Source organism: Bacteroides sp. LFL-34 (assembly GCF_027257075.1).
Lineage (GTDB): Bacteria > Bacteroidota > Bacteroidia > Bacteroidales > Bacteroidaceae > Bacteroides > Bacteroides ovatus.
In genome coordinates, this window is sequence record NZ_JAPQKZ010000037.1 from 15,818 (window position 1) to 38,089 (window position 22,272).

General features: G+C 41.7%; 13 protein-coding genes. 12 read left to right on the forward strand and 1 reads right to left on the reverse strand.

Annotation, left to right across the window (positions count from 1 at the left end; all coding sequences use genetic code 11):
* The first annotated feature begins 5 nt into the window (after nucleotides 1–5).
* The 9 genes from N5O98_RS19655 to N5O98_RS19695 all read left to right on the forward strand — a co-directional run bounded on the left by N5O98_RS19655 (nucleotide 6) and on the right by N5O98_RS19695 (nucleotide 14,652).
* A complete protein-coding gene (locus N5O98_RS19655) occupies nucleotides 6–1,652 on the forward strand; it encodes a RagB/SusD family nutrient uptake outer membrane protein (RefSeq protein WP_004300844.1) in 1,647 nt (548 codons plus the stop codon).
* A 41-nt stretch (nucleotides 1,653–1,693) separates the two neighbouring features.
* On the forward strand, nucleotides 1,694–3,070 hold the full coding sequence (locus N5O98_RS19660; RefSeq protein WP_032844685.1) for a glycan-binding surface protein: 1,377 nt from the start codon (nucleotides 1,694–1,696) through the stop codon (nucleotides 3,068–3,070).
* A 24-nt stretch (nucleotides 3,071–3,094) separates the two neighbouring features.
* Nucleotides 3,095–5,317, forward strand: coding sequence for an endo-1,4-beta-xylanase (locus tag N5O98_RS19665; protein WP_118161346.1), 2,223 nt, complete (start codon nucleotides 3,095–3,097; stop codon nucleotides 5,315–5,317).
* Nucleotides 5,318–5,649: 332 nt separating this feature from the next.
* Nucleotides 5,650–7,308, forward strand: coding sequence for a sialate O-acetylesterase (locus tag N5O98_RS19670; protein ID WP_004304379.1), 1,659 nt, complete (start codon nucleotides 5,650–5,652; stop codon nucleotides 7,306–7,308).
* A 16-nt stretch (nucleotides 7,309–7,324) separates the two neighbouring features.
* Nucleotides 7,325–8,740 (forward strand): MFS transporter, encoded by a 1,416-nt coding sequence (locus tag N5O98_RS19675; protein ID WP_004311418.1) that lies wholly within the window; start codon nucleotides 7,325–7,327, stop codon nucleotides 8,738–8,740.
* A gap of 39 nt (nucleotides 8,741–8,779) precedes the next feature.
* Complete coding sequence (locus N5O98_RS19680; protein WP_004311419.1) at nucleotides 8,780–9,910, forward strand: endo-1,4-beta-xylanase; 1,131 nt, start codon at nucleotides 8,780–8,782, stop codon at nucleotides 9,908–9,910.
* A gap of 26 nt (nucleotides 9,911–9,936) precedes the next feature.
* The gene (locus N5O98_RS19685) at nucleotides 9,937–10,914 is read left to right on the forward strand and encodes a glycoside hydrolase family 43 protein (protein ID WP_004311420.1); all 978 of its coding nucleotides are present in this window, start codon (nucleotides 9,937–9,939) and stop codon (nucleotides 10,912–10,914) included.
* Between the two features lie 37 nt (nucleotides 10,915–10,951).
* A complete protein-coding gene (locus tag N5O98_RS19690) occupies nucleotides 10,952–13,090 on the forward strand; it encodes an alpha-glucuronidase family glycosyl hydrolase (RefSeq protein WP_004311421.1) in 2,139 nt (712 codons plus the stop codon).
* A gap of 107 nt (nucleotides 13,091–13,197) precedes the next feature.
* A complete protein-coding gene (locus N5O98_RS19695) occupies nucleotides 13,198–14,652 on the forward strand; it encodes an ATP-binding cassette domain-containing protein (RefSeq protein ID WP_004304375.1) in 1,455 nt (484 codons plus the stop codon).
* Nucleotides 14,653–14,687: 35 nt separating this feature from the next.
* On the opposite strand, the gene N5O98_RS19700 is transcribed toward N5O98_RS19695, so the two are convergent.
* Complete coding sequence (locus N5O98_RS19700) at nucleotides 14,688–16,508, reverse strand: PAS domain-containing sensor histidine kinase (protein WP_182423465.1); 1,821 nt, start codon at nucleotides 16,506–16,508, stop codon at nucleotides 14,688–14,690.
* A 492-nt stretch (nucleotides 16,509–17,000) separates the two neighbouring features.
* On the opposite strand from N5O98_RS19700, the gene N5O98_RS19705 reads away from it, so the two are divergent.
* The 3 genes from N5O98_RS19705 (at nucleotide 17,001) to N5O98_RS19715 (ending at nucleotide 22,254) form a co-directional block, all read left to right on the forward strand.
* Complete coding sequence (locus N5O98_RS19705) at nucleotides 17,001–17,504, forward strand: RNA polymerase sigma factor (RefSeq protein WP_004300832.1); 504 nt, start codon at nucleotides 17,001–17,003, stop codon at nucleotides 17,502–17,504.
* Nucleotides 17,505–17,570: 66 nt separating this feature from the next.
* Complete coding sequence (locus N5O98_RS19710) at nucleotides 17,571–18,638, forward strand: FecR family protein (protein ID WP_061447815.1); 1,068 nt, start codon at nucleotides 17,571–17,573, stop codon at nucleotides 18,636–18,638.
* 19 nt (nucleotides 18,639–18,657) lie between these two features.
* A complete protein-coding gene (locus tag N5O98_RS19715) occupies nucleotides 18,658–22,254 on the forward strand; it encodes a SusC/RagA family TonB-linked outer membrane protein (RefSeq protein WP_004311425.1) in 3,597 nt (1,198 codons plus the stop codon).
* Nucleotides 22,255–22,272: the final 18 nt, after the last annotated feature.

Sequence of the window (22,272 nt, forward strand, 5' to 3'; positions counted from 1 at the left end):
TAAATATGAAAACAAGTAAATATATATACTCTTTCATGTTGGCTGTAGCTTTGGCGTTTGCAGGATGCAGTGACTTCCTCGATTCTGAAGATAACTCCAATATCGCAGGAGATAACTTTTATCAAACGGAAGATGATTTCCGGGCAGCAACAGCTCCTTTGTATAATAAGGTGTGGTTCGACTTTAACGATAAGTTCTATTATGGACTGGGTGATGGACGCGGATTCAACCTTTGTGCGACAACCTCTAATTATATCTATCCTTTTGCCGATTTGACCGAAACCGGATTGACGGGGCCGTTAGTTTCGGCTTGGGGCTCATTATACAATATAGTACAGCAAACTAATAAGATTATTAACGGGATCAAAGGTAACTCATCCAATAGCGAAGAAGTGAAGAACCCATATATTGCTGAAGCACGGTTCATGCGTGGAGTTGCTTATTCCTATCTGGCGATGTTATGGGGAAATGTTATTATAAATGAGGATACGGATGAACTGGTGGCTAATCCAATTGTCAATACTAGCCCGGTAAGTGATGTCTATGAATTTGCGATGCGTGACTTGGAATTTGCGGCAAAATATTTGCCGGAGGTTTCTTCTGCTGCCGGACGTGTCAATAAATACAGTGCCTTTGGCATGTTGTCGCGTGTTTATCTGACGTATGCCGGTTATAGTAGTAACCCTAATAGTGCGACCCGTAATCAGGACTATCTGGATTTGGCAAAGAAAGCGGCTTTAAAAGTGATAGAAAACAGAAATTTTGAACTGATGACTGATTATGCCGATTTGTTTATGATTGATAAAAATAACAACTCGGAAACACTATTTGCTTTACAATGGGTTAGTAATGGTACGTATGGGGAATGTAATACGATACAGGACTATTTTGCTTGTGAGTCGGCTATTACCGGTAATGACCGTGCATGGGGCGGTTATGTTTTTGCACAACCGGACGTGATTTGGGAGTATGAAAAAGGAGATAAACGGCGTCAGCCGACTTGGATGGCTTATGGCGATCATTATCCTGAAATACAGAAAGCAAACGGAGGATATACTTGTGAGAAGAAAGCATCGGGTACTGTTTCCGGAATTTATTGTAAGAAATATGTTTGTGGTTCTAGCAAAGATAATGCGAAGATCACTTCCGGAAGTACTCCTATCAATACTTACATGTTGCGTCTGGCAGAAGTATATCTGATTTATGCAGAAGCTATATTGGGAAATAATCCTTCAACAGATGATGCCGATGCAATGGAATACTTTAACAAAGTGCGCAAGCGTGCCGGTTTGGAACCCCAAAATTCGATTACTTACGAAGATATTCGTCGTGAGCGTAGACTGGAACTTTGTCTGGAAGGACAGTATTGGTATGACTTGGTACGTAGAGCTTATTATAAACAACAGGAAGTACTCAATTATATCACCGGACAGGATAGGGGTACTGCTATTCCTGTAGTATGGGATGCGGATACACAGACTTTGAAGAGAGACGAGGATTCGGATGAAACGAAGCGTGCCATAGGTGACGTCGATTCCAGTATATTCCTTCTTCCTTATCCGGAATCGGAGACTGTGCAAAATCCTTTGTTGAAAGCGGATCCTATGCCTTATGCATTTAAGGAAGACAGAATAACCGATTTGTTTAACTAAAAACGAGAATACGAATGAAAAGCTTGATATATAAAAATAGTATGAAAGCATTTGGCTTATTGGTGAGTCTGCTCATCTGCTCTTGTTCATTTGTTTCGTGTGACGACGATGACGATAATGGCGGAAGTTCTGTGATGAACATAACAGGGATCTATCTGGAAGACGCGAAGTCGAATGTTCCTGACCGTTTGGTTGATTTTGCCCGTTTGGGACAACTGATCCGAATTGAAGGTGAAGGATTCAACGGATTGAAGAAAGTGTATATTAATGGATATAACTGTTATTTTAATCCGGTATTTGTTTCGAATAAATCTTTTCTGGTTAGTGTGAACAGTAAAGTTCCGACTACAGAAGCAGACGAGAATGTACGTAATACAATTCGTTTGGTAAAAGATGGCGGTGAATACGTTTATGATTTCCAGATTCGTGCTGCTGCACCGTCTATAACGAAAATCTCCAACTGTATGCCGAATGTAGGTGAACCTATCATTGTTTATGGAAGTGGATTGACGGAAATAGCAAAAGTCGTTTTCCCCGGAAATGTGGTGGTGACAGAAGGTATTATTTCTGATCTTGACGGTGAATATTTTATGGTGGATATGCCTGCCGGAGTTTCTGAAGAGGGCGGTTCTATTTTCGTAGAAGGTTCGAATGGTGGTGCTTATTCTCCTGCCTATTTCAATTATAAGAAAGGCTTGTTGTTGAACTTCGACGGAGTGGGTGCACAAGGGGCATGGGGCGATTCTGAAAGTATGATTCAAACAACCGAACTGGAATCAGCTTCGATTGGTGAAGGTAATGTGTCGCAAGGTGCTTACTGTCGTTTGCCATTAGAAAGACAGTTGCCGGTGGCAGCAGCGAAGAATCGTTGTGCTGAAGTTTGGACAGCTGGTAATGGCACTGATCCTGACTGGTTGACGCTGGGTGTCCCTGCTGAAACTCCTGTTGCCGAATGTGCTATTCAGTTTGAAATTTATGTGCCCGAACCTTGGTCTGAATCCGGATTCCTGAAGATTTGTGGTCAGAACGGATTCAACGGTGGAGAATGGGAGAGAGACTGTTATAATTACGTACCGTGGCTTGTAGACGGAAAGATTGTTCCTTTCCAGACAACCGGTTGGCAGACTGTAACTGTTCCGTTTAGTGAATTCTACAAATCGAAAGCATCCAGCGGAGCTTGGACCACTTTTGCCGATGTGGCCGCTACCCGTGCATCTGCTTCTTATGCCAACTTCGGTTTCTATTTTGAGAACTCTGATATTACATTGGATAAGATCACAGGTGCGAGCTCGGATAAAGAAACAGAGTTTCTATCCAAAGCAACTTCCGTGAAGATTTATATTGATAACTGGCGTGTCGTACCTTTGACGAAGCCGGAATATACCGATTTCCCGGACGAAGAAGAGGATGCAGAATAATAATGACTTTAAATTGAAAAGATTATGAAATACAGAAATATGCTTCCGTTTGTTGCCTTGTCGGTGCTGATATTGACATCGTGTGACGATAATAAGATGGAGTGGTATAAAGACCCTACACATGGAGCGGTTACTTCTTCCGAACTGCCTTTACAGTTGGCTGAAAAGATTTCCCGTTACAAGCCGTTGAAAGAATATTTATCCGATCCCAACTTTAAGTTGGGTATCGGAGTGGGGATGGATGAATATCTTGGTGACGAGACAACGACTACCATTGTGAATGAGAACTTTAATGATCTGACGATAGGATATGCCATGAAGCACGGTCCTATGGTCGATTCTAAAGGGAATTTGAAATTTGATAAGGTAGATCAATTGTTTACAAAGACTACAGAAGCGGGTATAAGCATTTATGGACACTGTCTGATTTGGCACACTAATCAGAATGCGAGTTATCTGAATAGTCTGATTGCACCGGAAGTTATTCCGGGACCGGCGGGCAGTAATTTGTTGGATCTGTCAGGCATTGAAGATGGAACCTTTGATGGCTGGAATCGTAAAAATGGAAGTGATGCGATGTCCATTGTGGAAGGGGAAGGACTGACAACTACTTCCAAAGCATTGAAATTTACAGTAGGATCTTCTGTAACGGCTGCTCATTCTGTGCAATTATATACTCCTGACATTTCAGCAGTAAGTGGGCATAATTATGAAATTTCATTTTTTGTCCGTTCGGATAAAGCTGGTAAAGCCCGGTTGACTTTCGCTGGGTTAGGAAATAATTATCCATATAAAGACTGGTATGCTACAGGTGGCAGTTGGACGGAAGCTTTTGAGACAACGTCTCAACGGCAGCAGGTGAAGATCACAGTGAATGATTTTGTTAGTACTACATTTCAGATTGCATTTGAATTTGGTTATTTGCCGGATGTGACTTATTATGTAGATAATATTGTTGTGACAGACAAAGATGCCGATCCTACTGTGGTTAATCTGATTTCTAACGGAGATTTTGAAAGCAAAGCTATTACTCCTTGGGGAGCTTGGAGTAGTGGAAAAGCCGCGATTTCGGAAGAAGGTGAAGGATATGGAAGTTCATATTCGATGAAGCTGACTAGTTCTGTTGACGGAGGGGCGGGCAATGCATATAAGGCACAGGCTGGATATGGCTTTGATACTCCTTTGGAAGTCGGCAAGACCTATGAGTTCTCTGCTATGATTAAAGCAAGTGTCTCAACTACTTTCCAAATTCAAATTCAGAACTCAACGAGTTATGCAGGTGAATGCTATGTAGATGGAAATGTGAGTACGACTTGGACAGAATTTAAGAAAGAATTTACAGTGTCTAAAGAGGATATGAATCGATTCTGTATCAATTTCGGAGTTAGTGCAGGCGATTATTATATAGATAATATCGTATTGTCGGAGAAAGTGGTGGAGACACGTGCAGTCACTCGCGCTTCCGGTCCTACTATCATTGAGAAGACCGACGAAGAAAAAGCCGAGATTATCAGAGATGCTATGGAAGACTGGATTTCAAAGATGGTTACCCATTGCAAACCTTATGTTCATGCATGGGACGTAGTCAATGAACCAATGGATGACGGAAAAACATCAGACATTAAGACTGGTAAAGGCAAAACTGATCTGGCTTCTGATGAATTCTACTGGCAAGATTATTTCCTGACTCCGAAAGACTATGCAGTAGAAGCTTTCAAACTTGCCCGTCAGTATGGAAATCCGGATGATAAACTATTCATCAATGATTATAATCTGGAATATAACCTCAATAAGTGTGACGGTCTGATTAAATATGTGGAATACATCGAAAGCAAAGGGGCCATAGTGGATGGTATTGGTACACAAATGCATATTGCTATTGATTCCAATAAAGACAATATTGCTCAAATGTTCCAGAAACTGGGTGCTACCGGCAAGTTGATTAAAGTATCCGAGTTGGATATTAAGGTTAACACCTCGTCGCCTACTACTGAAAATCTGGCACAACAGGCAGAAATGTATCAGTATGTTATTGATATGTACAAGAAGTATATTCCGGTGGATAAACAATATGGTATTACCATCTGGGGAGTATCGGACAATGAAAAAGAACATGTGAATTGGATACCGAATGACGCTCCGAACCTTTGGGATGCTAATTATGCACGTAAACATGCTTATAAGGGAGTAGCCGATGGTTTGGCTGGTAAGGATGTCAGCGAAGACTTTACCGGAGATTTGGAATAAATGATTTTATAATAATTAAAGAGGGGGAGAGTGAGGGTTACAGTAGTTGTTATCATCCTGGAGCGGATCGAATGAATAACAATAACTACTGTAATCCGCTCTTTCTAAAACTTTCGTTTTCCTCCTGTTCATCGGTGGTTTCAGCTTGAATGTAACATTGCAACAAGTTTTTGTAACATACGTAAACGATGATGTAACAAGCGAGTAATGATTTGAATCAGAATTTCTGGGTAAGTGGGAAGAAACTTCCTAAGTTTGCAAAGTGGAATCCCGATGGATTTCTTCTCTTGCTAAATTATCATGAAATAAAGACATATAAAAGAAAAGACAGAATGAATAAGTATTGGTTTTATAAGGTAGGGTTAGTAGTTGTGTTCCTTTGCTTCGCCTTGTTGGGCGGAGCAAAGGTTAAACTTCCGACTCTTGTTTCCGACGGAATGGTACTTCAGCGTGGGGAACCTGTCAATATCTGGGGAACGGCTGATCCTGATGAAACCGTTGATATAACTTTCCTGAAAAAGAAATATAAGACTGTTGCTGATGTACAAGGTAACTGGAAAGTGACTTTGCCTATATTGAAAGCTGGCGGACCTTATACGATGGCCATTAATGATATCGAATTAAAGGATATTCTTATTGGTGATGTTTGGGTATGTTCGGGACAGTCGAATATGGAATTGCCTGTTTCACGGGTTACAGATCGTTTTCGCGATGAAATATCTACGGACAGTAACTATCCGATGGTACGCTATATAAAAACACCTCTGCTCTATAATTTTCATGCTCCGCAGGCAGATATTCCGGGAATTTCCTGGCAAGCGATGACTCCTGAAAATGTGATGCCTTTCTCTGCTTTAGCCTATTTCTTCGCTAAAGATGTCTATCAAAAGACAAAGGTTCCGGTAGGAATCATAAATTCCAGTGTCGGAGGTTCACCGGTAGAAGCGTGGATCAGTGAGGGAGGGTTGAAGCCTTTTCCATTTTATTTGAATGAAAAGCGTATCTATGAGTCAGACGATTTGATGGAGTCGATGAAAAAAGAGGAGAGGAAGAAAAGTCATGCCTGGAATGTGGCGTTGTTTCAGGGAGATAAAGGGATGCATGAGGCTACCCCTTGGTATGCTGCCGATTATGATGATAGCAATTGGACAGAAACAGATTTGTTTACTTCCGGCTGGGCAACAAACGGACTGAATACCGTCAATGGCTCCCACTGGTTCCGTAAAGACTTTCAGGTGTCTGCACAACAGGCGGGAGAGAAAGCGACTCTTCGTTTGGGATGCATCGTAGATGCAGATTCGGTCTATGTAAATGGCACATTTGTGGGGACTGTCTCTTATCAGTATCCTCCCCGTATCTACACCATTCCTGCCGGATTGTTGAAAGCCGGAAAAAATACAATAACCATACGCCTTTTCAGTTATGGCGGTCGTCCTCAATTTGTAAAGGAAAAGCCTTATAAAATCCTTTTCGGAAAAGGTCAGCCGGAAAAAGGAGAATCGGAGATCAATTTGGAGGGGAGTTGGAAATATCATCTCGGTGCTCCTATGCCCGCTGCTCCGGGACAAACGGCTTTTCATTATAAACCCACAGGACTGTATAATGCAATGATTGCTCCTTTGCTGAACTATACGGTATCCGGTGTCATCTGGTATCAGGGAGAATCGAATGTCTCACGCAGAAATGAGTATAAAGACTTGTTGACGGCTATGATTAGCGATTGGAGACAACGATGGAATAAGTCGGATATGCCTTTCTATATCATTGAGCTGGCGGATTTCCTTTCACCCACAGATAAAGGAGGACGCACTGCCTGGGCGGAATTCCGGAAAGCGCAGGCGGAAGTAGCCGATACAAATAAAAATGTTACTCTGATTAAAAATAGTGATTTAGGAGAATGGAATGATATTCATCCATTGGATAAAAAGACGCTAGGGCAACGAGTGGCAGCAGCTATCTTGATAGAAATGAATACGAAAAACAGAAAATGACCAATTTATCTATTTTATGGAGAATACAATAAAGACCAATGAAGCGAAAGGTTTCTATAAACTCTCTTGGCTTCAACGTATAGGATTCGGTTCCGGTGATTTGGCGCAAAACCTTATTTACCAGACCGTATGTATGTATCTGCTGATTTTTTATACCAATGTATATGGACTTAAACCGGAAGTGGCAGCCGTGATGTTTCTTATTGTCAGGATAGTGGATGTCCTTTGGGATCCTCTGGTGGGTGCTTTCGTCGATAAACACAATCCTAAACTAGGTAAATACCGTTCATATCTTATTTGGGGAGGAATTCCGCTGACTGGTTTTGCTATTCTTTGTTTTTGGAACGGCTTTTCGGGTTCACTGTTCTATGCCTATTTCACTTACGTTGGATTATCCATGTGTTATACATTGATTAATGTGCCTTATGGAGCACTGAATGCGTCACTTACCCGCGATACGAATGAAATCACGGTGTTGACGTCAGTGCGTATGTTTCTTGCCAATTTGGGTGGTTTGGCTGTGGCATACGGTATTCCGATACTGGTGAAGGTGTTGTCTCCCGATGGTAAAATCAATACTACTGCATCTGCTAACGCATGGTTTATTACGATGACTATTTATGCTGTTATCGGATTGGCGTTATTGATGTTCTGCTTTAGCCAGACGAAGGAGCGTGTGGTTATGGATCAGGAGGAGACATCTAAAGTAAAAGTGTCCGACTTGTGGGTAGAATTTTGTAGAAATAAACCTTTGCGTATTTTGGCGTTCTTTTTCATTACTGCTTTTGCAATGATGGCGATTGGTAATTCTGCCGGTTCATATTATATGATTTATAATGTACGTGCACCGGAGATGTTACCTTATTTCATGGCCTTGGGCTCGATACCCGCATTCATTTTCATGCCGATGGTACCTGCCATTAAACGTGCCATTGGAAAAAAGCAAATGTTTTATGTATTCCTTTCAGTCGCTATATTGGGTATGGCATTGCTGTATATTATTTCTGTGGTTCCGGTACTCAAAACGCAGATATGGTTGGTCTTTGTGGCGCAGTTCATAAAATCGACGGGAGTCATTATTGCGACAGGGTATATGTGGGCTTTGGTTCCCGAAGTAATTTCGTATGGCGAATATACTCATGGTAAACGTATTTCGGGTATAGTCAATGCTTTGACTGGTATTTTCTATAAAGCGGGAATGGCTCTTGGAGGAGTTGTACCGGGACTTGTTATGGCTTTTGTCGGATTCGACCAGACAAATGAAGTGTCACAATCACCTTTTGCCGAACAGGGAATACTGTGGCTCGTAGCCGTTATTCCGGCGTTGTTGCTTTTGGTCGCTATGTTCATTATTTCTAAATATGAATTGGAAGATAATGTGATTGACAATATAAATGAGGAGATAGAATCGCGCTGTAAAAAAGGCGAATAGATAAGATAGTAGAATGTTTATTACTCAAAAATATAACGTATGAAACTCAAACGAATAATTCTGTTATTATTGACAGTGATGTTTTCTTTTTCTTATGGAGAAGTTTTTGCGAAAGATGGAAATTCGCTGAAAAAGGCTTTGAAAAACAAGTTTTTGATTGGCGTGTCAGTGAACACACATCAAAGTTCCGGTAAGGATGTCGCAGCTGTTGAAATTGTAAAGAAGAATTTTAATTCCATCGTGGCGGAAAACTGCATGAAGTCTTCTGTCATTCATCCGAAAGAAAATAAGTATAATTTTGCGCAGGCAGATGAATTTGTCAGTTTTGGTGAGAGCAATCAAATGGCTATCATTGGTCACTGCCTGATTTGGCATTCACAATTGGCTCCTTGGTTTTGCGTAGATAAGGACGGGAATAATGTTTCTCCGGAAGTCCTGAAGAAACGGATGAAAGACCATATCACTACCATCGTGAAACGCTATAAAGGCCGTATCAAAGGCTGGGATGTAGTAAATGAAGCGATTGAAGATAATGGAGCATATCGCAAGACAAAGTTTTATGAGATTCTGGGGGAAGAATATATCCTATTGGCTTTCCAATATGCACACGAGGCCGATCCGGATGCCGAACTTTACTACAATGACTACTCAATGGCCCAACCGGGGAGAAGAGAAGCCGTCGTGAAAATGGTGAACGATTTGAAAAAACGTGGAATCCGTATTGATGCCATAGGTATGCAAGGACACATCGGCATGGACTACCCGAAAATCAGTGAATTTGAGAAGAGTATGCTGGCCTTTGCCGGAACAGGAGTGAAGATAATGATAACAGAACTGGATTTGACGGTGATACCATCACCGAATCCCAATGTAGGTGCAGAAGTTTCCGCTTCCTTTGAATATAAGAAAGAGATGAATCCTTATCCGGATGGATTACCGGAAGAGGTATCGAAAGCATGGACTGAAAGAATGAATGACTTTTTCCGTCTGTTCCTGAAACATCATAACCTTATCACCAGGGTTACTCTTTGGGGAGTAGCCGATCAGAACTCTTGGCGTAATGACTGGCCGATGAGAGGCCGCACGGATTATCCGTTACTTTTTGATCGCAATTATCAGCCGAAGCCGGTAGTCGACCTGATTATCAAAGAGGCTGAAAAAACAAAATAAGTTTCTAACAGAAAAACCGAAAAAGCATGAAAACAGAAAAAAGATATTTAGTTCCCAGTGATTATATGGCTGACCCTGCCGTACATGTATTTGATGGCAAACTGTATATTTATCCCTCGCACGATTGGGAAAGTGGTATTGCTGAAAATGATAATGGCGATCATTTCAATATGAAAGATTATCACGTGTATTCTATGGATGATGTGATGAACGGTGAAATAAAAGATCATGGAGTGGTGCTTTCCACAGAGGATATTCCTTGGGCGGGCCGTCAACTATGGGATTGTGATGTGGTTTGTAAAGATGGTAAGTACTATATGTATTTTCCATTGAAAGATCAGAATGATATATTTCGTATCGGGGTAGCTGTGAGTGATAAACCTTATGGTCCTTTTATACCGGAAGCTAATCCGATGAAGGGAAGTTACAGCATCGATCCGGCTGTATGGGATGACGGAGATGGTAACTATTATATGTATTTCGGTGGATTGTGGGGTGGACAACTTCAACGTTACCGTAATAATAAAGCCTTGGAATCTGCCATTTTGCCGGAAGGAGAGGAGGAGGCAATCCCGTCGCGTGTTGCTCGTTTGAGTGAAGACATGATGGAGTTTGCCGAAGAACCCCGTGCAGTGGTAATTCTGGATGAAGACGGTAAGCCATTGACAGCAGGGGATACGGAACGCCGTTTCTTCGAAGCTTCGTGGATGCATAAATATAATGGTAAATACTATTTTTCCTATTCTACGGGAGACACTCATTTGCTCTGCTATGCAACAGGTGATAACCCTTATGGTCCGTTTACTTATCAGGGAGTCATTCTGACTCCGGTGGTAGGATGGACTACTCACCATGCTATTGTAGAGTTTAAAGGTAAGTGGTATCTGTTTCATCACGATTGTGTACCATCAGAGGGAAAGACTTGGCTCCGTAGCCTAAAAGTCTGTGAACTTCAGTATGATGCAGACGGGCGAATCATTACTATCGAGGGAAAAGATGAATAATAGAATACATTAAAACTACCGCTTCTATCTGAAAAATATGCCTAGAAATATATTTGCATTGATATTCACTATCCTTTTTTGCTTTTCTTCTATTTGGGCAGAAGATGGAAGTGCCTTGTGGCTTCGTTATGCATCGGGAGCGAAAGCGGAAATTACCAGCAAGAAACAATCACCTACATTACGTATTGCGGTTTCCGAATTACAGAACTTCTGGCAGGGAGGAATCCCGGTTACTTTGGAGGTCCGGAACAATAAAGAACTTCGTGCACTTGGAAATGAGGGATATACGATTCAGACCTCCAAAGGTGGCAGTCAAATAACGATAGCTTCTTCCGGTGAACAAGGAGTACTTTATGGAACGTATCATTTACTCCGTCTGCAAGCTACCGGACAACTACCGGAATCAGCTTTGCAATCCCTCAATATCTCCGAACGACCTGATTATCGAATTCGTATCCTGAATCATTGGGATAACTTGGATGGTACAATCGAACGCGGATATGCCGGACATTCACTTTGGAAATGGGACGAACTTCCGTCTGTTGTCTCTCCCCGTTATGAAGCCTACGCTCGTGCCAATGCTTCTATCGGCATTAATGCCACTGTAATAAACAATGTCAATGCAAGTCCTAAGATACTATCTAATGATTATTTGCAGAAAGTCAAAGTCTTGGCCGACGTTTTCCGCCCTTATGGCTTGAAAATATATCTTTCTATCAATTTCTCTTCTCCCGCAGCTTTAGGCGGTTTATCCACTTCCGATCCGTTGAATAAAGAAGTGATAAACTGGTGGAAGCAGAAAGCCAAAGAGATTTATTCTCTGATTCCCGATTTCGGAGGTTTTCTGGTGAAAGCGAATTCCGAAGGGCAGCCCGGTCCGTGTGACTACGGACGGACTCATGCCGAAGGAGCCAATATGTTTGCCGATGTGTTGAGGTCCTATCATGGCATTGTGATGTGGCGCGCTTTCGTTTATTCTCCTACCGACAGCGACCGTGCCAAACAAGCCTATCTTGAATTTGAACCTTTGGATGATAAATTTCGGGATAATGTTATTGTGCAGATCAAGAACGGTCCGATAGATTTCCAACCCCGTGAACCATTCAGCCCGCTGTTCGGAGCCATGAAAAAGACGGCAGTTATGCCCGAATTTCAAATCACACAAGAGTATCTTGGTTTTTCCAATCATCTTGCATTCCTTGCTCCTATGTGGAAAGAGTGTTTAGACAGTGATACTTATCTGCAAGGCAAAGGCTCTACCGTTGCCCGTGTGACAGATGGTTCTTTATTCTTTCATCCGCTCACGGCTATTTCCGGAGTGGCAAACATCGGTGATGATACTAATTGGTGTGGACATCCTTTTGCTCAAGCCAACTGGTATGCTTTCGGACGATTGGCATGGAAACATTCGCTCTCTTCCGAACAGATAGGAGAAGAATGGTTGAAACAAACTTTTCTTCCCGTTACCGGTGCGCAAACCGATACTCCGGCAGGAGAAGTCATTCAAAAAGAGCAGGTCGACGCTGAACTCTCCCTTCTCAACTTCCAAGTGCTTCAAAAATCGAGAGAAGCAGTAGTAGACTACATGATGCCTCTCGGCTTGCATCATATCTTTGCATGGGGACATCATTACGGACCGGAACCCTGGTGTGATATTCCCGATGCCCGCCCGGATTGGCTGCCTCCTTATTACCACCGTGCCGACAACATGGGAATAGGTTTCGACCGCAGCAGTACAGGAAGTAATGCTACCGGACAATACCATTCTCCATTATGCGAGCAACTGGACAATGTGAATACTTGTCCGGAGAATCTGCTCCTTTGGTTTCACCATGTCCCTTGGAATCATCAGATGAAGAGCGGACGTACACTTTGGGCAGAACTGTGCTACGCGTATGATCGTGGTGTAAACGAAGTGAGAAACTTTCAAAATGTGTGGGACAGGATGGAACCGTATATTGATTCCGAACGTTTTCGTGATGTGCAACACCGCCTGAAGATTCAGGCACGGGATGCTGTCTGGTGGCGGGATGCTTGTTTGCTTTACTTCCAGCAATTCAGCAGACAATCGATACCTTACGAATTGGAACGTCCCATACACGAGTTGAAAGATATGATGGAATACAAATTGGATATTACCAATTTTGAATGTCCACCTTATGGGTTTAGTAAGTAAATAAAGATATTCCTTCTACGGAACGAATAAGAATATGTTTGCAATTTGGCGTCTTTTATGATAAAATTGTTACCTTTGCGGGCAATAATAAAACAGAATAAAAGAATATGAACCAAAATACATTCTGCATGGCGGGGGGCGTAGCACGCAACCCGCTTGTGCGTTTAGCCAAACCCATCACGGCAACTATCGGAGCGAATGAACACATAGCTATTGTAGGTCCCAATGGTGGCGGTAAAAGTCTTTTTGTAGATACCCTGATCGGAAAATATCCATTGCGTGAAGGAACCGTACAATATGATTTTTCCCCCTCTGCCACCCAGACTCTTTATGATAATGTGAAATACATTGCTTTCCGTGATACCTATGGAGCTGCCGATGCCAATTACTACTACCAGCAGCGTTGGAATGCTCACGATCAGGATGAAGCTCCTGATGTTCGTGAGATGTTGGGAGAAATCAAGGACGAGCAACTACAACGCGAACTGTTTGAACTCTTCCGTATCGAACCGTTGCTCGACAAGAAAATTATTCTCCTTTCCAGCGGTGAATTACGTAAATTCCAGCTAACCAAAACCCTGTTGACTGCTCCCCGCGTGTTGATTATGGATAATCCGTTTATCGGACTGGATGCTCCTACGCGTGAACTGTTGTTTTCTTTGCTCGAACGTCTGACAAAAATGTCGTCCGTACAGATCATTCTGGTACTTTCCATGCTCGATGATATACCTTCATTCATCACTCATGTCATTCCTGTGGACAAAATGGAGGTCTTTCCTAAAATGGAACGTGAAGCCTATCTGGAAGCTTTCCGCAGTAGAGATGTGGTTACCGCTTTGGATGATTTGCAGCAACGGATTATAGATTTGCCATCTGATGGCAACAATTACGATTCGGAGGAAGTAGTAAAACTTAATAAGGTCAGTATCCGTTATGGCGACCGAACTATTCTGAAAGAACTGGACTGGACAGTCCGTCGTGGTGAGAAGTGGGCGTTGAGTGGTGAGAACGGTGCTGGGAAATCGACTCTGTTGAGCCTTGTCTGTGCAGACAATCCGCAATCGTATGCCTGTGACATCAGTCTCTTCGGACGGAAAAGAGGGACGGGAGAAAGTATTTGGGAAATCAAGAAACATATTGGTTACGTAAGTCCGGAGATGCACCGTGCTTATCTTAAAAATCTGCCCGCTATTGAGATTGTAGCCAGTGGTTTGCATGACAGTATCGGTCTGTATAAACGTCCTCAACCGGAACAGATGGCTATCTGTGAGTGGTGGATGGATATATTTGGCATTGCAGATTTGAAAGATAAACCATTCCTGCAACTATCCAGTGGAGAACAACGTTTGTCCTTGTTGGCAAGAGCTTTCGTCAAAGACCCGGAACTGCTGATTCTGGATGAACCGCTTCATGGCTTGGATACTTATAATCGTCGACGGGTAAAGAAAGTGATTGAGGCTTTCTGCCGACGCAAAGATAAGACGATGATTATGGTGACACATTATGAATCGGAACTTCCCAACACTATAACAGATCGTATTTTCTTAAAGAGAAACCGGTAAACATTGTTTTCTGATATTTATTTTGAATTTAGATTTTAGTTAATCGGATGCGTAAACCAGAAACAAGAACCTTTCCCCGGTTCTGATTCCACTCCGATTTTGCCGCCTAACTGTGTGACGATACTTTGACAGATAGGGAGTCCCAGCCCTGTGCCGGCAATAAAATTATTCAATTTCACGAATCGGGTAAAGATAGCTTCCTGCTTTTCCGGTTCGATGCCCATTCCCGTATCTTGAACCGAGAATCTGACTTCATTTCCGTTGATTCGGTAATCAATAACAATACTGCCCTCGGAAGTAAATTTCAGAGCATTCGTTACAAAATTCAGCAATACCTGATACAACCTGTTTTTGTCGCTGGTAAAAGTAAGCTCGGGCAGTTCCGGTGCTAAGAGAATCTCTACTTGCTCTGTAGCCCTTACCTGCATAGATTGTAGCAGTTCGTTGCAAAGTTGTTGTGCATCCACTTGTTCTGGGATAATGTCGAAAGTCCCTGCCTCAATCTTTGACAAGTCAAGAATATCCGAGATCAGTTGTAACAAGAGCTTGTTGTTTTCTTCAATAATCGTTGCATACAGATGTTTTTCTTCTGCATCCTCCGCTTCCTCAAGCAAACTGGAAAAGCCTACTATCGCATTGAGCGGGGTACGTATCTCATGACTCATATTCGCAAGAAAAGCAGATTTTAGCCGGTCGGCTTCTTCAGCTTTCTCTTTGGCGCCAATCAGCATCCGCTCTGTCTCTTTCAGTTCGGTAATATCAAAGTTGATACACAGCATTTCGATGATATTGTCCTGGGGCTGGTAATTCCTTACTAATACGTTAACCCGTGTCCAAGTGTAATTTCCATCTGCTCTGCGAATCCGGACATCGCGGGATAGCTTGGAACTTTCTCCTTTTATCACTTTATCCAGGAAGTCGATCATCACAGCTCGATCTTCTGGATGGAAATGGGAATGAATGCCGATGATTTCCGGCAATGGGGTACCCTCTTTTTCACCTACATTCCTGTACCAGCTTCTCAAAGCATACCCATCCCGACTCAAAGCATCGAAGTGCGCGTAACCTACTTTGGCATAATCTCCTACCAGGTCGAAAAAACTCTCGAATTCCTGAATCTTATTATAAGCAATTGTATCTTCGGTCTTGTCTACATTAATTAAGAGGTAGTTGATAGGTTCGTGATTGTGATCGTATAGAGTGGTGACTTTGGTTGTTAAGTCAATGAAACCGGTTGTACTGTTAGGCTGATAATATTTGTTGATTTTGGAAAAGTCATACCGGAATGTAAAATCTGCGTTCTCATTGTCTTTTATTTTCTGTTTTATCTCTTCCGGCAATATAGGATTCTCGAAAATGTTGACTCCCAAAATATCTTCTTTATTGGAAATACGGAACATTTCCATATCTTTTTTATTCAGGTCGACCATTTGACCGTCCTTATCATATAATTCGATGCCTACCGGAAGATTCTTATATATATTATGAAGGATCCGCTCGCTATTTTGTAGAGCCTGGTGTGCAGATGCTATATGAATTCCCTCTTGGGTTTCGGCAATTCCATATACTTTGGTGTTACCATTTTCGTCTGTTTCCTGGAAGCATGCCTTGCTACGAATCCATACATGACCTTTGGGAGTATCAAACAAGTATATTTCTTCTACAGTCTGTTGTACTTTGTCAAAAGATGGAAAAGTTGCGTATCCCTGATCTTCTTTTAGAATACGCTTGTTGAAATCTTCGAAACTGATGAGCCCGTCTTCTCCTATTCCGAGTAGTTGGGAGATAAGTTCCGAACACTTGTAAGTCTCTGCTTTCAAGTCAGCTTCCCACCATCCTATATTCGCTTTGTTCATAAGCTTTTGTAGGAATTCGCTTTCGTTTTGTTCGTTTATTTTCAAGGTATGTCTGTATTATCAGGTAGTTAGACAATAATTTGCTCGTAAAAATAATCATTTTTGTTGAATTCCACCTTAAAAAAGTAAAAGATAGTATGATTGTATCACAAGGAAAGTATGTATTACAAAGAAAATGGGCATATATGAGCAGAGTATCAATAAATTATCTTCGTGTAAAAAAAGTAATCGAAGCATTCTGTACGCGTAAAGATAAAGCGAAGATTAAATCAATGTCCAGATGAATGGAAACGGCTGGATATAGTTGTGAATCGTATCTTTCTGGAGAGAAACATAGTGTCAAAATATTAAGAGTCAGACGATGGGAATAGAATATGTCTATAACAACAAATGTATTTATATGAATTATAATCTTTTTTAATAAATAGAGTGTTTTTTGCTCCAATTGGTTATCTTTGCGCTCTATGAAACGCAAAAAGTAACTATAAATACATGAATAATAGTCAAAATGCTATAACTGTTATATACAGGGAACATTGGCAAAAACTCTATATTCATGCATATAATCTGCTGAATGATGAGGAAAGCGCAAAAGATGTGGTGAACGATGTCTTTTGTTCGGTGCTTGAGAGCAACGAACGGTTGACAACGGAAGAGGATCTGCTGCCGTTATTCTTCGTCATGGTGCGAAATCGTTGTATTGACCAAATACGTCATCAGAACGTGGTGCATAAAAATGCGGAAAGATATCTGGAAGAACTTTACAGTGGCTGGACTGTGAAAGAATACCGTGAGTATGAAGACAAGATAAACCGGATGCAGGAGAGTATTCGCCAGATGGCTCCACAAATGCGAACCGTAGTGGAAGAATTCTTCTTAAATGAAAAGAAATGTGCGGAAATCAGTGAAAAGTTACGTATTAGTGATAATACCGTTAGAACGCACATTGCCAGAGCTTTAAAGATACTCCGAAAACAATTAACCATCTTTTTTTAAAAAAAATCCTATCGGGGTGTCATCAGTTTCAGTAACCTTTACGTGTTTAATGAAACTATTGACACTATGATAGACCATTCAGATAAAAAATTAGATTATGCACTTCGTGCCATACAACATCCACAATTAAGAGAAACTGATGAATTTCTTCAGTGGATAGGTATACCTGAAAATAAAGAACTTTTCTTGGAATTAATGGCTTGTAAGGAAGCTGTGATACGTGAGAATCTGCAACGGAAACGCAAGTACAGAAAGAAAATGCGTATCTTGGCAATTGCTTCTTCTGCTGCAGCTGTCTTGATACTGGCTTTTCTGATTCCTTCTTTGCTTCCTTCCACTTCTTTACCTGCAGAACAGCCGATACGTTTTTTTGCTGCGAACAACAATGATGAACATGTGGTCCTACAAATGGATGGTCGTAGTGAACAGCAGTTATTGACAGACAGTGTGATGGATGTGAAAGACTGGAAAACTGTCTCGGCAGACACTGTATGCTGTCAGACTTTGACTACACCACGTGGAAAAGATTTTCTGCTGGTACTGGCTGATGGGACTAAGGTATGGCTCAATGCTGAAAGTCGTTTGCGCTACCCTGTGGCATTTCATGGAAAAGAACGACGTGTGGAACTAGAAGGGGAGGCTTGCTTTGAAGTGGCAAAAGATGCCGAACATCCGTTTATTGTATGTGCTAATGGCATGAATACCATGGTGCTGGGAACTAAATTCAACGTGCGTTCCTATACTGTTGAAGATCGTCATGTAACTTTGGTGAATGGTAAGGTGCAGGTTACAAACACAGTTAACAATAAGTCGGTAACATTACGTCCGGGACAGGATTTGACCTATACGGAAACCGGAGAGGAAAAAGTATCAGAAGTGAATATCGCTACATATACAGCCTGGACAGAGGGAATGTTCTACTTTGAGGATGTGCCGTTGGAAGAAATCATGGGTGCTTTGGGAAGATGGTATAATGTGAATATCGATTTCGAGCGGCGCGAATTGTATCATATCAGGTTGAACTTCTGGGCTAATAAAAATACCCATTTGGATGAAGCATTGGAACTGCTGAATAAGTTGGAGAAAGTGCAGGTAGACTATCAGGACGGAACCATTACGATCAAACAGATTTAACTATACAAATACAACTCTTATGAAAAAGCAACAAATTACATTATTAGAAAAAAGAACTAAAAGAAAGCTTGTATGGATGAAAACTGCCTTTCTATTGCTGGTGCTCACAGCAGCAACCTTGCAAGGATGGGCGCAGAATGCAGAAAACAGGCAGATTTCTTTAGAGATGAAAAACGAACCGCTCGGTTCGGCCTTGAAGCAGTTCAGCAATGTATCTGGTTATAAGGTGAATTTTCCCAGTGAAGACGTTGCACCCTATCGTGTAACTGTGAGTATATATCAGATGTCTCCTTTTGCAGCACTTCAGAAGATGCTGGAAGGAAAGCCTTTTGAGTATGATGTGAAACAAAATTTCATCACTGTCCGTAAAGTGAAAACTACCTCGACAACTGCTTCAGGCAAGTTCAGAAATGTTGGAGGTCAGGTAGTGGATGAAAGTGGTGATCCCTTGCCGGGAGCAAATGTAAAGGTGCTTAACAGTCCCTTTGGTGCTATTACGGACGCAGAGGGAAACTTTACTTGTAGAGTTCCGGTCGATGTACATACATTGGAAGTGTCTTTCGTTGGTATGCAGTCGGAAAAGGTTTCTGTTAAAGACCGTAACAACGTCAGGGTGATAATGCATGAGGACAAGCAACAGTTGGGTGATGTTATTGTGACTGGTTATCAGCGTATTAGCCGTGAACGTTCTACTGCCGCTTTCGGTTTTGTTGATTCCGAGCAACTGAACAGACAGATGCACAGTGATCTGGCCTCATCTCTGGAAGGGCAAGTAGCTGGTTTGCGTATGAATATCAATTCGAATACGGGTGATATGAGTCCTATTCTTCGTGGGGTAGGTACATTCTCGCATGATGTGGGAACAGAACCACTGATTGTTGTGGACGATATGCCAACCAATTTGAGATTGAGCGAGATAAATCCGTATAATGTAGAGAGTATCACTGTTCTGAAAGATGCTGCCGCTGCCAGTATTTATGGTGCTTTGGCAGCCAATGGCGTTATTGTGGTAGCCACGATGCGGGCTAAAAAAGAAGGTGCGCACGTGAGCATTAATGCAGACTGGTTTATCACTACCAAACCAAATTTCAAGAGTTTGAATTTAGCTTCAACAAGTGATATTATTGATTATCAGACAGCTGTTTTTGATGCCAATGTAGCGGAAAAAGGAAGTGCGGCGAATTTTTTATCTTCTTTTGAGTATAATTATTACAATCCCTTGTTTCAGCTTTATCTGGATCAGGCCAATGGGGATATTACCAGTGGTGAAGTAAATGCTACGTTGAGGCAATGGCGCAATAATGATTATTATAAAGAATATCGTGATAACGCTTGGCGTACGGCTATAACCCAGCGCTATAATGTAACCGTATCACAGAAAGCCGGAAATAGCAACCATCTCCTTTCTTTCAATTATGAAAAGGATAGTCAGCGCGTTATCAGTGGCAAAAGTAATAAAATTTCTTTATACTATAAATCGAATTATGCGGTTACAAACTGGCTGAACCTGAATGCCGGAGTGGATGTACGTATGGGACGTAGTTATACCCCGAATAGCGGTTATACTAGCTACACCCTGCAACAGCGATATGAACGGATATTGGATGCCGATGGTAACCATTATACTTCTCCTTACGTGAATGTGGATACATCTCCTTCCTATAATGGGAGTGTTGTAAGAAAAGCTGAAGGTGTCTCACCTTATAGAACGTTTGGTTTCAATGTACTTGATGCATTGGAGGAAAGCATAACAAAGTCACATGATGTTAGTATTCGTCCGTTTGTAAGTTTACAGGCTCGTTTCCTGAAAATGTTCAAATACAACTTCATGTATCAGTATGAATGGAATAAAGATAAGAGTGAACTATTTGAGTCGGAAAATACTTATGTAATGCGTATGCTACATAACAGTATGGTTGATACAAATGGAAAAGCACAATTGCCGCAAGGGGGACGTTTTTCTCAGACAGAAGTTGAAAGTAAGCGTTACACGGTACGAAACCAAATAGACTTTGATAAAACTTGGAAGGACCATGCAGTAACTGCCATTGCCGGTCTGGAATTTCGTGAAAATAAGATTCCGACACCTGCCCGCCAATTGTTGTATGGCTACGATCCGCAAACATTAACTTCTGATTTTATGAATTGGCAAGCCTATCGTGACGGTGTAGGAACCAGTGCTCTTTCTGACAGAACGATTACTTTATCGGGGCTGTCTGCTACTTTGCACGAGTCACGCCATCGTTATGCGTCTTTTTATGCAAATGCAGGATACTCTTATCTGTCACGTTATAATCTTTCCGGAAGTATTCGTTGGGATCAAGCCGATTTGTTCGGGCTCGATATACGTAATCAGCGCCATCCTTTGTGGTCAGTCGGTGCGTCTTGGATTCTGTCGGAAGAATCATTCATGAAAGAGATTTCCTGGCTGGATTACCTTAAACTACGTATGACGTACGGTATTAACGGTAATGTAGATCAAGCTTCGACTACCTATTTTGTTGTAAAGAAAAAAACACAGAGCAATCCCATCAAAACGACTTATCTGACTTACGAGGATGATGATCTGCCGAATCCGAAGCTTCGCTGGGAGAAAACGGCTACTTACAATATAGGATTAGATTTCCGTCTTTTCAAGAATCTGATAAGTGGTACTCTGGAGTATTATAATCGTCACTCATCTGATTTGTTGGTACGCCGATATATGGATCCGACTTTAGGAGCTGGCTCACGTGTAGTAAATAATGGTGAGATGCGTAATCGTGGTGTAGAGCTTTCCCTTTCAGCCAATATCATACGTAAGAAAGACTGGAACTTCGCTGTAGATTTTAACTTTGACTATAATAAGAACAAAATGTTGAAAGTCGATCATAGTGAATCTGATAATGCGAGCCTCTTTATAAAGAGTCCGCTGAATTATTTTATGGAAGGTACTAGTTATAATACGTTATGGGCTTACCGTATACATCGTATCGAGAATGGATATCCGGTAGCAGTGGATAAAGATGGAAATGATCTGGTGAAATTTAATGAAGACGGCACGGTAGCCAGTATCACTTCTGGTTCTTCGCTCAAAGGTACTGATGACTTGGTGAACCTTGGTTCGCTGACTCCGAAATTCAGCGGGTCAGTGGGGTTAAGATTCAACTATAAGAATTTTGATTTGAATGCATTCTTTGTGTATGCTGGTGGTAATAAGCTGCGTAACAGTGTATTAAAAATGGATGACCAGTTAGGTACTCAAACCTTGAAAGGAATTGCCAACCGTTGGACTGCGGATGATTCGAATGCACAGGTACGTATGTGCCTCGATATACCGGCACAGGTGAAAACTTATGCCAGCACTTTCCAAGATTGGTGGCAATACGGTGACATCAATGTGAAAGATGCAGGTTATGTAAAATTGCGTAGCTTGAGTGTAGGGTATAACTTACCGTTTACGGTTTGCCAACACCTCCGCCTCTCTTCTCTGAAAGTGAAAGTGCAGGTAAATAATCTGTTTACCTGGTGTAAGGCAGGAAGTGATATTGATCCGGAAAGCTATGGAATGAATGACGGTACACGTGGCATCGCTTCTCCCAAGACTTACTCCATCGGATTATCAACAAGTTTCTAACCATTTAAAAGATATAAG